The sequence below is a fragment of the Hoeflea sp. Naph1 genome, from assembly GCF_046837775.1.
Classification (GTDB): domain Bacteria; phylum Pseudomonadota; class Alphaproteobacteria; order Rhizobiales; family Rhizobiaceae; genus Hoeflea.
In genome coordinates, this window is record NZ_CP177286.1 from 4,520,974 (window position 1) to 4,534,762 (window position 13,789).

Sequence of the window (13,789 nt, forward strand, 5' to 3'; positions counted from 1 at the left end):
CAGAGTGCGGCGAGGGCTTTGCGCCCTCGCCATGTCCGCGTCAGCCGCGGCGGTCGCCGTGACGGGATCCATCGCGGTCATGCCCCTTGCGGTCATGGCCACGCCGGTCGTCGCGGTCGAGCTTGCCATCGTCATTGCGGTCCATCCGCTCGACAACATTGCCAAACCGCTTGTCCATTTCAGCCTGCGTTACGGCACCGTCACCGTCTTCATCAAGACGCTGAAAGGCATCGACCATCTTGTTGCGGACCATCTGGAGATAGATCGTCTCGAATTCGTCGAGCGAGATATTGCCGTCACCCGACGCATCGGCTTCAGTCACCACGGCAGACCTGAACGTATCGATTTCGGCCTGCGTCACGGCGCCGTCGCCATTTGCGTCAACCTTTTCGAGGATCTGGCGCATCATCCCGCGATCGCCGCGCTTGCCGTGACCGTCACCAGAGCCGCGGAAATCAACGTTCGTGACTTTGGGTGCCTGCACCTCTTTGTCCATCGCGGTTTGCGCGCTGGCCACCGTGTAACCGGACACAACGGCCATGATTGCCACAAGGCCGACGGGGAGGAGTTTGGAGTTGTTCATGTCGTATCCTTTCGAGTTTCATGAGGCGTGCATCGCCCTGGTGAAACAGACTTAGGGGCTATTGCGCCGGAAAGTGTGTCAGCGCCAATGCCGCTTTGTCGTCATTTGTCGCAAGGCATCCGGCTGATACATATTGCGACAAATCAACCGCAAAACCGCTCGTTCGCTGGTTGATTGTCCCGGGGCAAAGAATGCTACTAAGGGAAATGTGGACGCCGAGCGCGGCCAAGGAGAGACCTCATGACAGACCCGATCGCACCGCAAATCCTGATCGTCGACGATGCCCGCGACATTCGCGAGCCGCTCGGCCAGTATCTGCGCAAGCAAGGGTTCCGGACACGGCTTGCTGCACATGCCGCCGAAGCACGCGAAATCCTTGCGGAAGCCTCCATTCATCTGGCCGTACTTGACATCATGATGCCCGGTGAAGACGGGTTGAGCCTGTGCCGGTGGCTGGTCGCTAAAAACGGTCCGCCCGTATTGCTGTTGACCGCCATGGCGGATGAAACCGACCGCATCGTCGGTCTCGAACTGGGCGCCGACGATTACCTGGTCAAACCCTTCAACCCGCGCGAACTGCTGGCGCGGGCACGGGCGATCTTGCGACGCGCGCCACCGGAAGCGGCAGCGCCTCCGAGTATGCGCCGCAAATTCGCTAACTGGACACACGATCCCGATGTCATGAAACTCACCCATGAAGACGGCCGAAGCGTCGATCTGACCACCGCCGAAAACCGGCTTCTTGCCATTTTCCTCGATCAGCCGCGCACGGTGCTGACCCGCGCCACACTGCTTGACCTGACAGCAAGGCGCGAAGCCAAGGCCTATGACCGCGCCATCGACAACCAGATCAGCCGGTTGCGCCGCAAGGTCGAAGACGATCCGAAAAACCCGCAGCTGCTGGTGACCGAATGGGGCGGTGGGTACCGGTTGGTGGCAGACGTGAGCGAGGCCGGCTGATGAACCGTCTCAAACACCTGCTGCCGGATTCTCTCGCGGGCCGGCTCGTCTTCCTGCTGGCAATAGCCATCATAGCCGCCAACATCATCGCTCTCGCCGTGCTCGCGTTTCAGCAGCAGAGTTTCGATCAGCAGGCCCGCGAGGAACGCGAAATCGAACGGATCGCAGCACTGATCCCAGCGATGGAAGCAGTCAACGTCCAGCTTCGGCAGGTGATTGCGCGGGATGCATCGACACGCTTCGCCCGCGTCCGGGTGGAAGACGCCCCTTTGCTGACCGAAACCGCGACGGGCACACGGTCCAGGTACATCGCCTCCCAGCTCGCCGAAACGCTGGGCCGGCAGGATGTGAGCGTGGCAATCATCGAGCGGCCGCTTCCGCCCGATGCGGATCGCAACGGTGCCACCCATACAGATCAGGTGATTGCCATCACCATTCCGCTGAGCGCGCGGAACGGACAGACCGAGTGGCTCAATGTCGTCACCAACGGTGCACCGTCCCGCGCTGGCCGCATCGACAGCAGGCCATTCCTGACCGTGCTTTCCCTGTCGCTGCTTACGGTACTTGGCGTTGCCATCGCCCTTGCCCGCCACCTGACTAAACCACTCAGCCAGCTTTCGCAGGCAGCCGAGGCAGCAGGACGCGGCGACCGCACTGCGCGGGTACCCGAAGCAGGAGCACGGGAAATGCGTCAAGCTGCGCGGGCCTTCAATGCCATGCAAGCCGAAATCTCGCAGTTCGACGGTGAACGAATGCGGATGCTCGCCGCGGTCGGCCACGATCTGCGCACTCCCATGACCAGCCTGCGCATCCGGGCTGAAATGGTGGAAGACGACGAACTGCTCGAAGCCATGGTGCGCACCCTCGACGAAATGACCATCATGGCCGATGGCCTCATCAGCTATGCCCGGGAAGGCCAGGACGCTGAGAAAATCGAAACGCTCGATCTCGGCAAACTGCTCAAGCAGCTTTGCGAGGATCGTGGTGCAGTAGGCAACGTTAAAGCAAATGTTCGGGTGGAGGGCCGCCGCGTCGGCCTTGGCCGCGCCATTGGTAACCTTGTCGACAACGCCTTGCGGTATGGCGAAGAGGCTAAGGTGACGCTCACGCAGGACAGACAAAATGCCATCGTCACCATCGAGGACAATGGCCCCGGCATTCCACCCGACCGTCAGAACGCGATGTTCCATCCCTTTACCCGCGGCGACAACAGCCGCAGTCTCGAAACCGGCGGCGCCGGCCTCGGCCTCTCCATCGCACGAACGATCATCATCGCTCATGGAGGTCAGATAACGCTCGAAAACTGCGCTGAAGGAGGACTACGTGCGACGGTGGTTTTGCCGTTGCTCAAACGGACATGACATTCGGATGAATTGACATCGTGTGCAGTTCTGTCGCAAGCCGAAATTCTCGCCATGATGGTGCGCTTCCGTGCCGGTTCTCAAGTTGCCAAGATTTCGAATCGGTCAGTAATCATGGGATGCAGATTATGGCCAAACCTCGCCTATCAGGTTGTTAAGATACTTGCTCTGGCATATGCGAATTGGTTTTTGTGACCGCCTCGACCTACAGCGTAGGCGGTGACCTGCTCCCCATAGAGTCCGCGTCTATAAGTTAGCGCTGTTCAGGTTTTGGTCTTCCTTTGACCGATTAGCATATTCCCGTGGTGTCAAACCAGAGAGGCTGGAATGCGGGCGGTGATGGTTGAAGTCGATGCGCCATTCCGTCACCAGATTACGGGCATGACGCAGAGTATCTAACAGGTGCTCGTTTAGGCATTCATCCCTCATGCGTCCGTTGAAGCTCTCCACGAAGCCGTTTTGCATCGACTTGCCCGGCGCGATGTAGTGCCACTCGACTTTGCGGTCCTCTTGCCATTTCAGGATCGCGTTCGAGGTCAGCTCTGTCCCATTGTCACTGACCACCATGCAGGGGTAGCCCCGCATCTCGGCGATTTGGTCCAGTTCGCGTGCAACCCGAATGCCGGACAGGGAGGTATCGACAACGGCGGCCAGGCATTCCCGGCTGAAGTCATCAATCACGTTCAGGATGCGGAACCGGCGACCACACGACAGGCTGTCTGATACGAAGTCCAGACTCCACCGCTGGTTAGGGCCCTGCGGGATTGCCATCGGTGCTCTGGTGCCCAAGGCACGCTTCCTGCCACCACGTTTGCGCACGGTCAGACCCTCCTCCTTGCAGAGGCGATACAGCTTCTTCCGGTTCACTTGCCAGCCCTCTCGCCGCAGCAGGACATGCAGACGCCGATAGCCGAACCGCCGTCGTTCAGACGATAAATCCTTCAACCGTGCTCGCAGCTCCGCATCTTCCAACCGTGTTGGCGGCCGCCGATAAACACGTGGATCGATCCCCGCCAAAGCACAGGCCCGCCGCTGACGATATCCTTTTTGTGTCATGGCCCAGTCCACGGCGTGCTGCCGCGCACCAGGCCTTAGAAGTTTTTTCCCAGCATTTCCTTGAGCGTCGAGACATCCATCATCTGCTCGGCCAGCAACTTTTTGAGTTTGGCGTTCTCGGCTTCCAGCGCCTTCAGCTTCTTGGCGTCCGACACTTCCATGCCGCCAAACTTTGCGCGCCACTTATAGAAGGTCGCATCGCTTACGCCGTGTTTCCGGCATAGCTCCTTCGCACCCAGCCCCGCCTGGTGCTCTTTCAGAATGCCAATGATCTGTTCCTCAGTGAACCTTGATCGCTTCATCGTCTGTCTCCTTCAGTAGGAACAGACTAACCTCAAATCGCGGACGTTTCAGGGGAGCAGGTCAGCGGTATTCAAGATCGCAGGAAACAATTGCCTCGTGATTTGTCTGGGTGCCGTCGATAGTGATACGAGCCGGGCGGCCATGGCGCGCAAACGCCTTTCATAGGATGGGCTTTGAAGCGGACAGGTCACTGTGTTCGCTGAAGAAGAACTTAACCGTGTCGCCAACACTGTCGATGGCACCCTTGCGCCGGTGGAAACACTCCAGCAACTGGGGCCAGAAGTGAACGCCCCAGCGATGCATGGTCGAATGATCGATGCTCAGGCCGCGTTCGGACATCATCTCTTCGAGATCACGAAGACTGAGACTGTAGGCGTAGTACCAGCGTACGCACAGCAAGATCACGGATCGGTCGAAATGGCGGCCTTTGAACATGGAGAACTCCCGAAATCCAGTCGCCTTTACGCATTATTGACGTTGCCATTTCGTTTGCTACATAACCACGCGGCTGGCCTCCTCTCGTTTTGCGCCGCGAGGCAATCCAGCAATGAATGGTGACTACATCACCGCACCCATTTGCCATGGCACGAATTCTGCACCGCCGAAGCCGAGCTCTTCGCTTTTGGTTTCTTCGCCGGAAGCGACGCGCAGGAACAACTCGAAGATCTCGCGGCCCTTGTCTTCGAGGCTTACTGCGTCAGTGATGATGTCTCCGCAATTGATGTCCATATCTTCGGACATGCGCCCATACATTTCCGAATTGGTGGCAAGCTTGATGCAGGGCGTCGGCTTGTAGCCCGACACCGATCCACGGCCGGTGGTAAACGCAATCAGATTGGCGCCGGAAGCAATCTGCCCGGTCACCGAACAGGGATCATAGCCAGGAGAATCCATGAACACGAAGCCGCGCTCGGTCACCGGTTCGGCGAATTTGTAGACCTGGGTCAGCGGCGCCGTACCGCCCTTGGCCACCGCCCCCAATGATTTTTCAAGAATCGTGGTCAAGCCGCCCTTCTTGTTGCCGGGAGAGGGATTGTTGTCCATCTCGCCGCCATTGCGGGCCGTGTAATCCTCCCACCAGCGGATGCGCTCGACAATCTTGGCGCCAACTTCGGGTGTCACCGCGCGGCGGGTCAACAGATGCTCGGCGCCGTAGATTTCCGAGGTTTCCGACAGGATGGTGGTACCGCCATGTGAGACCAGCAGATCAGACGCAGCGCCCAGCGCCGGGTTGGCGGTGATGCCGGAATAGCCGTCAGATCCACCACATTGGAGGCCTATCATCAGATGCTCAAGCCCAGCGGGAGCACGGGTGATCTTGTTGGCCTCGGCGGCCATTTCCCTGAGCTGGTCGACGCCGCGTTCAATGGACTTGCGGGTGCCGCCGGATTGCTGGATCGTCATGTAGCGAAAATTTCCGTCCGAGCGCATGCGGCCACGGCCGACCAGATCGGGAACCTGCATGACTTCGCAACCCAGGCCAAGCAAGAGAATGCCAGCAAAGTTCGGGTTGCGGGCATAGCCCTGCAACGTCCGGAACAGCGTGTCATATCCTTCATCGCTTCCCGACATGCCGCAGCCGGTGCCGTGGACGATCGGCACCACGCCATCGACGTTGTCGAACTGATCGAGCCAGCCCTGCTTCTCAACAGCTTCGGCAATGAAGCGGGCCACGGATCCGGAGCAATTCACCGAGGTGAGAATGCCAAGATAGTTGCGGGTACCGACGTTGCCATCGGCACGGTGATAGCCCATGAAATGGCGTTTTTCGGAAGGAACAGGAAGCGACCGGATCTCAGTTGAAAATTCCTGTGCCTCGGTGTGGCCGCCCATGCCGAGATTGTGCACATGAACGTGCACACCAGGGGCGATGGCGTGACTCGCCACCCCGATGGTCTGGCCATAGCGGATGACTTTCTCGCCCTCGGCGATAGGCCGTGATGCAATCTTGTGCCCACGCGCCACGGGTTCCACCAGTGGGGCATCGAGTCCGGACACCGTTGCGCCACTCGCCAGATCCTTCAACGCGATAATCACATTGTCGTTCGGGTTGAGACGAATCGTCTGGGGAAGATCGGTGGTCATGGGTGGGTCCGTACGTTTAAAGCCCAAGTCTCGCAGCCGGCCATCGGCTTGACAGGACGAAGGCATTCCCTAACATGTTAGAATGCTACTAGATAAGGATGGTATCCTGCAAGACGCAATCCCTCCTCGTCCGCCGCTACAACCCCTGGCCAGCCTGCCTGGCTCGCTGGCTCAGAAAGTCTATGCGTCGCTCAAGCAGGCGATCCTGTCGCTGGCGTTCCGTCCGGGTGAGCGGATGCGGAAGTCGGAGATTTGCAAGGAGTTGGGTGTCTCGCGTTCTCCGGTCACCGAAGCCATGACGCGGCTGGCCAGCGAAGGCCTGGCCGAGATCGTTCCACAAGCAGGGACCTATGTGACCCGGTTTTCGATGGCAGAAATCCACGAAGGGGCCTTCCTGCGCGAGGCGCTGGAACTGGCCGCGATTGAAACCGTAGCAACCAGCATCACCGAAGACCAACTGGTGCTGCTGCGACGAAACCTGCGCATTCAGGAAGCTTTGGTCCGGGACGAAGATATTGCCGGCTTCTATGAGATGGACGCCCAAATGCATGAACTGATCCTGTCCTTTACCGGCTATCGACGACTTGCATATCTGGCGGAAACCTCCTGGGTTCATGTCAACCGCGCACGCCGGCTCAATCTGCCATCGCCGGGACGCATGCAGGCAACCCTAGCCGAGCACAAGGCAATCATTGCAGCGCTGGAAGCGCGAGATCCGCACGCCGCGCGAGAGGCAACCCAACACCATTTGCGGCAGCTCATCAAATTCCTTGAGCCTCTGGTTCACGAGCGTCCCGAGCTGTTTGCAAACTACTGACCCGAAAGGCCTGCCATGACCGATTTGTCTAACCGACACCGCTACGCCGCCAGGCTCAATGCTTTCAAGACCGGCCTGCCAGGCAACCCGACTGCTGCAGACATGATTTCCCGCGCGGCACAAGTCGAAGGCCTTGGCGCCGCGGATCTGAATTATCCCGACCATTTCGCCGATCACACGGCGGCTGAACTGTCACAGATCCTCACCAGCAATGGCCTGGCGCTTAACGGACTTGCCATGCGCTACTACACCGACCCAGGATTCCGACTCGGCGCGTTCACCAATCCAGACCCGAAAGTGCGTCAGGCAGCACTCGACATCACAAAGCGCGGGCTTGACGCTCTGGCCTCAATGGGCGGTCGGCTGATGACATTATGGATGGGCCAGGACGGCGTCGACTATTCGTTCCAGGGCGATTACATGCGCATGTGGGACGATACGATTGCGGCGCTGAAACAGGTGGCCGATCATAACCCAAATATCGACATCGCCATCGAGTACAAACCGAATGAGCCGCGCGCCTATGCGCTGATGCCGGATATTGGCACGACGCTGCTGGCCACCCGCGAGGCGGAAAGGGCCAATCTCGGCGTGACGCTGGACTTCGCCCACGTGCTCTATGCAGACGAAATCCCGGCACATTCGGCGCGATTGACCGGGAGGCACTCGCGCCTTTTGGGTGTTCATCTCAATGATGGCTATGGCAAGCGCGATGATGGGCTGATGGTGGGGTCGGTCCACCCGGTGCAGGCGGTCGAACTGTTCGTTGAGCTCGAGCGCATGGGATATGACGGAGTGATCTATTTCGACACCTTTCCTGATCATGGTGGGCTTGATCCGACAGCCGAGGCGCGCGCCAACATCATGATGGCCGAACGGCTGAGAAGGATAGCGTCAGGGTTGGTGGATAATGCCGAGCTAGCCGAGGCCATTGCCCGTCAGGACGCAACAGTTTCTCTTGGCATTGTCGCGGACGCACTTTATGGCGCGGGCAAGTGAGCGTCTTTGTCTGCGGGGCATTGCATTACGACGTGATTGTCAACGCGCCGCATCTGCCACGGCTTGACGAGACCGTCGCAGGCGAAACGGTCAGATACGCCATGGGCGGCAAAGGCGGCAATCAGGCGGTGGCTGCGGCGCGGATGGGCGCCCGGACAACATTTGCCGGCCGGATTGGCGATGACGCATCTGGCGCCACCTTGCTTGAGAGCTTGAACCGTATCGGCATTGATTCCAACCAGGTGCAGCGCGGGTCCGGCCCGTCAGGAATGAGCGTTGCCATCGTTGAGCCGGAGGGCGGCTACGGCGCCGTGATCGTTTCCGCCGCAAACCTCAGCATTGATCCGAACCGGATCTCTATCCCCGATGATACGAAGGTTATATTGCTCCAGAACGAGATCCCCGAGGGGATCAATTACGCCGTCGCACAAGGCGCAAGGAACGGCGGCGCGGAAGTGGTGCTTAACGCGGCTCCCGCCCGACAAATTAGCGCCAGCCTTTTGGCTCTGATCGACGTGCTGGTGGTCAACCGTGTCGAAGCCGCCGGCATGCTGGAAACAGACGAGGCGAAGCTCGATCCCATTTCTGCAGCGCAATCGCTGTCGAAACTCGGCCCGAAAACGGTGATCATCACGCTGGGTGGCGACGGGTTGGCACTATACGCGGCCGGGACTGCCATCCTGCAGCCCGGTCACCCGGTTCAGGTGGTGTCGACGCATGGCGCAGGCGACGCGTTTTTGGGCGCACTGGCCGCTGCCCGTGACGCAGGCAAGAGCCTTGCTCTGGCGGCCTGCTTCGGACAGGCAGCCGCCGCACTTCATGTTTCGACAGAGATCGACAAGCGTAAATCCATTACCCGGCAATGCGTGGAAGCCCTAATCGCTCAAACGCCAATCCGATAAAACCGTGCCGCTGTGCCGCCAAAGATCTCTGCCCGCTGATCGGCGTTCAGATTCTCAGTGAGTGCTTCCGCGGCCGCGTGCCAATCCTGGTAGCTCGCAGCCAGACGACATACCGGCCAATCCGAACCCCACATCACCCTGGATGGGCCAAAGACCTTGATCACATGGTCGGCATAAGGCCTGAGGTGCTCGACGGTCCAGTCTGGACTGGCCTCGGTAACGAGTGCGGAGAATTTGCAGCAGGCTTTTGTTTCCGTTGCGATCCGCGTCATGCCATCAGCCCAGAAGCGAAAACTCGCCTCGGAATGACCCCTGATTTGCGGCTTCATGCAGTGGTCAACGACCACCCTCATGTCCGGATAGCGTTTGAGAATGGTCAGAAAATTGGCCAGATGCCGCGGAAAGCCCAGCGCATCGAACGTCAAATCAAGATCAGAGACCGCACGAAATCCCCATTGCACATCGTCCCGGAGCATCCAGTCATCATCTGGAATGTCCTGAATCATCGGACGAACGCCCTTGAACTTCGGATGCCTGGAGAGTCGGTTAAGGGTTTCAACATCCGACGGATTTTCGAAATTCACCCAGCCGACGACACCAGCAACAAAGGGCGTCGCGTCAGCCAATCCAAGCATGTACTCGGTTTCATGGATCGTGGCCGCAGCCTGAACCAGCACCGTGGCGTCGATGCCGTGGGTTCGCAAATGCGGAGCGAGATCAGGCGGCGCGTAGCTCCGTGCCAGTGTCTCGTTATCCATCGGCATCCAGTCATAGTCGCCGCGGCTGGGGTTCCAGAGATGATGGTGCGCGTCAATTTTCAAACGGATAACCTCCTCATACGGGGACCGGTGCGTCATCGCGCATCAAGCGTTCGGCCTTCAGGTCTGCCCAAAGCTCGGGCGGAATTTCGGTGGTGGCTGCCTTAAGGTTGGCCTCGACTTCCGCGACACCCTGCCCTCCGGGAATAACCGAGACCACTGCTGGATGATGTAATGGAAACTGGAATGCCGCATCGACCATTCGCACATTATGACGATTGCATATCGCCTCGATTTTGGCGACTTGCTCGAGAATGTGCTGCGGCGCGGGGTCGTAATTGTAAAAGGCGCCCGGCTTTGGCCCGGAGGCCAGAATCCCCGAATTGTAAGGTCCACCAATAACTATGCCGATGCCGCGATTCTCCGCCAGCGGCAGGAAACTCTCAAGCGCCTCCTGTTCGAGCAATGTGTAGCGGCCTGCGAGAAGGAACAGGTCGAAATCGCCATGCTCGGCCATCCATTGACAGGGCTGCCACTCGTTGACTCCAGCGCCGAAGGCCTTGATCACGCCCTGCTCACGCAAGGACATCAGAGCCTTGTAGCCGCCGGCCATCAGCTCATCGAGCTTGGCATCGAGTGCTGCCTGACTGCCATGGTTGAAACTGTCGATGTCATGGGCGAACAGGATGTCGATCCTGTCGACACCCAGGCGCGCGAGCGAAAACTCGACCGAGCGCATCACCCCGTCATAAGTGTAGTCATAAACTTCCCTGCGAGCAGGGACGTCGAAAAACTTGCCGATGCAATCACGGTCTTCCCCTATCTCGCAGCGCCTGAGCAGCCGACCGATCTTGGTCGACAGCACATACTCACCGCGCGGTTTGTCGCGCAGGAACCGGTTCAGCCGGGTTTCTGAAAGACCCAGTCCGTAGAGCGGCGCGGTGTCAAAATAGCGGACCCTCAAATCCCAGGCTCGGGTCAGCACCGCATGGGCGTCATCATCGCTGATCGCCCTGTAGAGGTTACCTAACGGTGCGGTGCCAAAGCCCAACTCGGTGAACGTCAGCCCACCATTTCCGATCCGGTCCCAATGTCGTGTCTTCAATTGCATCTGCGCCTCCTCGCCTGCTAACATGTTAGTATAATTGCCACTCCACCGCATAGCCCTGTTTTAAACAACGTGGCAAATGGGAGACTGTGAATAGCCCCGAGTTTTCTAGACGCCCTCGGTCCTCGTTTTCTGCTGCCGTTCGAACTCGGCGGGCGACAGCAACCCGTTTCTCACATGCTTACGCTTTGGGTTGTAGAACATCTCGATGTAGTCGAACACATCCCTCCTGGCTTCTTCTCGGGTCCGATAGGTCCTACGTCTTATCCGTTCACGCTTGAGCAGGTTGAAGAAACTCTCTGCGACGGCATTGTCATGGCAGTTTCCGCGCCGGCTCATTGAGTGTTGCAGATTGTGATGCTTTAGGAACAATGCCCAGTCGATGCTGGTGAACTGAGAGCCTTGGTCTGAATGAATTAACACCTTGCTCGTCGAGAGTGTCCGGTCTTCTGTGTAACTGCGCTTTGGTCCATGCTTCCTGAGAGGAGCAAGGACTATGACGATTTCCAAGGAACTGCTGGACGAACTTCTGAAGGGCTGCGAGCGGCCTGAAGATTTGCTTGGCGATGCCGGGCTGATGAAAGAGCTCAGGATCAAGCTCATGGAGCGGATGCTGGGTGCCGAGCTGACGGCGCATCTGGGCTATGAAGAGGGCAAGGACGCGCCGCGCGACCAATCCAACCGGCGCAACGGCACATCCAGCAAGCGCCTGAAGAGTCAAGACGGCGAAGTGCCGATTGCCGTGCCGCGGGACCGGGATGGCAGTTTCGAGCCGGAGTTGGTGAGGAAGGGCCAGACCCGGATCGACGGGATGGATGACAAGATCATCAGTCTCTACGCGGCGGGGCTGACGGTGCGAGACATCCGCGCCCATCTCGAAGATGTCTATGGCCTGCAGGTCTCGCCCGACCTGATTAGCCGCGTGACCGACGCCGTGTTGAACGAGGTTCGGGAATGGCAATCACGGGCGCTGGAGCGGATGTATCCCATCGTCATCTTCGACGCATTGCGGGTCAAAATCCGTGACGCTGATAGCCGTATGGTCAAGAACAAAGCCGTCTACATAGCCCTGGGCGTCTCACGCGACGGTGTGCGTGAGGTGTTGGGCCTGTGGATCGCTGACAATGAAGGGGCCAAGTTTTGGCTGTCGGTGATGACCGAACTGAAAACCGGGGTGTGCAGGACATTCTGATCGCTGTTGTGGACGGGCTCAAGGGCTTTCCTGAGGCTATTACCGCAGCCTTTCCGGAAGCTACGGTGCAGACCTGCATCGTGCATTTGGTGCGCCATTCCCTGAACTTTTGCAGTTGGAAGGACCGCAAGATCGTGGCCGTTGATCTGCGCCGGATTTACAGCGCTGCGACCGCCGACCAAGCGGCGGCCGAGTTGGACGCGTTCGAGGGGAAATGGGCCGGAAAATACGCCTCCATAGGCCCGGCCTGGCGGAGGGCCTGGGCCGAAGTGATCCCGTTCTTCGCCTTCGATCCGGCGATCCGCAAGATCATTTATACAACGAATGCCATCGAAAGCCTGAACCGCGTGATCCGAAAATCAATCAAGACGCGCGGATCATTCCCGACCGAAGAAGCCGCCACAAAACTGATCTATCTGGCCATTCGCAACTTTGAGAAAGGCGGCAGAAATGTCCGCGAATGGTTTGCTGCCCGCAATCAATTCGCTATCATGTTCGACGAGCGCTTCAATGCGTGACCATATCTGAAACCCGCATGGGCCGGGCCAGATACACAGAGTTTATGACACTCCCTGCTCGTCGGCTTTCGTCTCCACACAGCCATGAGCAAAGCCTGCAGCACGACGTCCGTTGTCTGACGGCTTTGCATCGACCAGCCGACGACGCGGCGGGAGTAGAGATCGATCACGACGGCCAGATAGGCGAAACCCTCATTGGTCTTGATGTAGGTGATGTCGGTGACCCAGACCTTGTCCGGCACTGCCACGTCGAACTGGCGGTCCAGCGTGTTGTCGACGACTACAGAAGGTTTGCCGCCATAGCTGCCAGGTCGACGCTTGTAGCCGATCTGCGCTTTGATACCCGCCAAATTGACCAGACGTGCAACGCGGTTCGGGCAGCACGTCTCACCCTGATCCAGCAAGTCATCGTGAAGCTTGCGATAGCCATAGACCTTACCGCTGTCCTTCCACGCCTTCCTGAGAAGTTCGGTCTGACGGGCGTCTTCCCGCTCCCGATTGCTCAGCGGGTTCTTCAGCCAGGCATAGAAGCCGCTGGGTTGGATGCGAAGGGAGCGGCACATCGCACGCACCGAGAACAGCGGGCGATGCTCTGCTACGAACACGTACTTCACTTTGCATCTCGCGCGAAGTACGCCGTTGCCTTTTTTAGGATATCCCGCTCCTCCGTCACACGCGCCAGTTCAAGCTTCAGCCGCCGAACTTCGGCAGCCTGTTCGTCGACAGAACCATCGCGGGACCCTGACTTCCCGAACCGCTTCTTCCACGCATAAAGCGAATGGGAACTGACACCCAATCGTTTCGAAACCTCCGCAACCGGATAACCCCGCTCAACGATCTGATGAACAGCATCGCGTTTGAAATCGTCACTGAATTTGGCTGTGCTCATGATGGCCTCCTTGCCTCAAATTTAGGGAAGAAGGCGTCTATGAATCTAGGGGCTATTCACTGCATTAGACTGCTTCATGCACGCTTCAGGACCAGCCAAACCGGCGATCAGAACGATATATCCGGGTACCCTGCCCCATACACTGACAGCTGTTGGAGCAGCCTCCCAAATGAAGTCCACAACAATTGGCCTCGATTGACCACGAGCGTTTTCCAGGTCCCGGGCGTTGATAAGAATACCGAAACCGTTCTTGCCAAA

Annotated in this window: 10 protein-coding genes and 4 pseudogenes; 6 read left to right on the forward strand and 8 right to left on the reverse strand. The window is 58.6% G+C overall.

Annotation, left to right across the window (positions count from 1 at the left end):
- Window positions 1-40: 40 nt before the first annotated feature.
- Window positions 41-583 carry an EF-hand domain-containing protein gene (locus tag ACK6D9_RS21640; protein ID WP_412050075.1) on the reverse strand — a complete coding sequence of 181 codons (543 nt, stop codon included), beginning with the start codon at window positions 581-583 and terminating at the stop codon, window positions 41-43.
- A gap of 240 nt (window positions 584-823) precedes the next feature.
- Here ACK6D9_RS21640 and ACK6D9_RS21645 point away from each other — a divergent pair, with 240 nt between their 5' ends.
- Both ACK6D9_RS21645 and ACK6D9_RS21650 read left to right on the forward strand, forming a co-directional pair.
- The gene (locus tag ACK6D9_RS21645; RefSeq protein ID WP_412050076.1) at window positions 824-1,543 is read left to right on the forward strand and encodes a response regulator; all 720 of its coding nucleotides are present in this window, start codon (window positions 824-826) and stop codon (window positions 1,541-1,543) included.
- Window positions 1,543-2,904 carry an ATP-binding protein gene (locus tag ACK6D9_RS21650; RefSeq protein ID WP_412050077.1) on the forward strand — a complete coding sequence of 454 codons (1,362 nt, stop codon included), beginning with the start codon at window positions 1,543-1,545 and terminating at the stop codon, window positions 2,902-2,904. Before ACK6D9_RS21645 ends, ACK6D9_RS21650 begins: the two co-directional genes overlap by 1 nt.
- A 246-nt stretch (window positions 2,905-3,150) precedes the next feature.
- Here ACK6D9_RS21650 and ACK6D9_RS21655 read toward each other — a convergent pair.
- The 3 genes and pseudogenes from ACK6D9_RS21655 to ACK6D9_RS21665 all read right to left on the reverse strand — a co-directional run bounded on the left by ACK6D9_RS21655 (window position 3,151) and on the right by ACK6D9_RS21665 (window position 6,348).
- Window positions 3,151-4,262 (reverse strand): IS3 family transposase gene (locus tag ACK6D9_RS21655; RefSeq protein WP_412050078.1). Its coding sequence is split into 2 segments (ribosomal slippage): window positions 3,151-4,013 and window positions 4,013-4,262, totalling 1,113 coding nucleotides; the frame shifts between segments, so codons are not numbered across the junction.
- A gap of 64 nt (window positions 4,263-4,326) precedes the next feature.
- Window positions 4,327-4,698, reverse strand: a pseudogene (locus ACK6D9_RS21660) (IS6 family transposase); the annotation flags it as partial.
- A gap of 123 nt (window positions 4,699-4,821) precedes the next feature.
- Complete coding sequence (locus ACK6D9_RS21665; RefSeq protein ID WP_412050079.1) at window positions 4,822-6,348, reverse strand: UxaA family hydrolase; 1,527 nt, start codon at window positions 6,346-6,348, stop codon at window positions 4,822-4,824.
- Window positions 6,349-6,430: 82 nt separating this feature from the next.
- On the opposite strand from ACK6D9_RS21665, the gene ACK6D9_RS21670 reads away from it, so the two are divergent.
- Genes ACK6D9_RS21670 through ACK6D9_RS21680 form a run of 3 tightly spaced genes read left to right on the forward strand, consistent with a single transcriptional unit; the run spans window position 6,431 to window position 9,066 of the window.
- Window positions 6,431-7,165: a GntR family transcriptional regulator gene (locus ACK6D9_RS21670; RefSeq protein ID WP_412050080.1), complete on the forward strand. Its 735-nt coding sequence runs from the start codon at window positions 6,431-6,433 to the stop codon at window positions 7,163-7,165.
- Window positions 7,166-7,180: 15 nt separating this feature from the next.
- Complete coding sequence (locus ACK6D9_RS21675; RefSeq protein WP_412050081.1) at window positions 7,181-8,164, forward strand: TIM barrel protein; 984 nt, start codon at window positions 7,181-7,183, stop codon at window positions 8,162-8,164.
- Window positions 8,161-9,066 carry a ribokinase gene (locus ACK6D9_RS21680; RefSeq protein ID WP_412050082.1) on the forward strand — a complete coding sequence of 302 codons (906 nt, stop codon included), beginning with the start codon at window positions 8,161-8,163 and terminating at the stop codon, window positions 9,064-9,066. Before ACK6D9_RS21675 ends, ACK6D9_RS21680 begins: the two co-directional genes overlap by 4 nt.
- Here ACK6D9_RS21680 and ACK6D9_RS21685 read toward each other — a convergent pair.
- The 3 genes and pseudogenes from ACK6D9_RS21685 to ACK6D9_RS21695 all read right to left on the reverse strand — a co-directional run.
- Window positions 9,048-9,887 carry an amidohydrolase family protein gene (locus ACK6D9_RS21685; protein ID WP_412050083.1) on the reverse strand — a complete coding sequence of 280 codons (840 nt, stop codon included), beginning with the start codon at window positions 9,885-9,887 and terminating at the stop codon, window positions 9,048-9,050. The two genes, ACK6D9_RS21680 and ACK6D9_RS21685, sit on opposite strands and share 19 nt — an antisense overlap.
- Before the next feature lie 13 nt (window positions 9,888-9,900).
- Window positions 9,901-10,929 (reverse strand): aldo/keto reductase, encoded by a 1,029-nt coding sequence (locus tag ACK6D9_RS21690; protein ID WP_412051875.1) that lies wholly within the window; start codon window positions 10,927-10,929, stop codon window positions 9,901-9,903.
- Window positions 10,930-11,040: 111 nt separating this feature from the next.
- Window positions 11,041-11,361: pseudogene (locus ACK6D9_RS21695) on the reverse strand (IS3 family transposase); the annotation flags it as partial.
- Between the two features lie 67 nt (window positions 11,362-11,428).
- Here ACK6D9_RS21695 and ACK6D9_RS21700 point away from each other — a divergent pair.
- Window positions 11,429-12,642, forward strand: a pseudogene (locus ACK6D9_RS21700) (IS256 family transposase).
- A gap of 53 nt (window positions 12,643-12,695) precedes the next feature.
- Here ACK6D9_RS21700 and ACK6D9_RS21705 read toward each other — a convergent pair.
- A pseudogene (locus ACK6D9_RS21705) lies at window positions 12,696-13,531 on the reverse strand (IS3 family transposase); the annotation flags it as partial.
- Between the last annotated feature and the right edge of the window lie 258 nt (window positions 13,532-13,789).

Coding starts and splice junctions, on each gene's coding strand:
- ACK6D9_RS21675 (WP_412050081.1), top strand. CDS start 7,181: ATGACCGATTTGTCTAACCGACACCGCTACGCCGCCAGGCTCAATGCT.
- ACK6D9_RS21645 (WP_412050076.1), top strand. CDS start 824: ATGACAGACCCGATCGCACCGCAAATCCTGATCGTCGACGATGCCCGC.
- ACK6D9_RS21665 (WP_412050079.1), bottom strand. CDS start 6,348: ATGACCACCGATCTTCCCCAGACGATTCGTCTCAACCCGAACGACAAT.
- ACK6D9_RS21670 (WP_412050080.1), top strand. CDS start 6,431: ATGCTACTAGATAAGGATGGTATCCTGCAAGACGCAATCCCTCCTCGT.
- ACK6D9_RS21650 (WP_412050077.1), top strand. CDS start 1,543: ATGAACCGTCTCAAACACCTGCTGCCGGATTCTCTCGCGGGCCGGCTC.
- ACK6D9_RS21640 (WP_412050075.1), bottom strand. CDS start 583: ATGAACAACTCCAAACTCCTCCCCGTCGGCCTTGTGGCAATCATGGCC.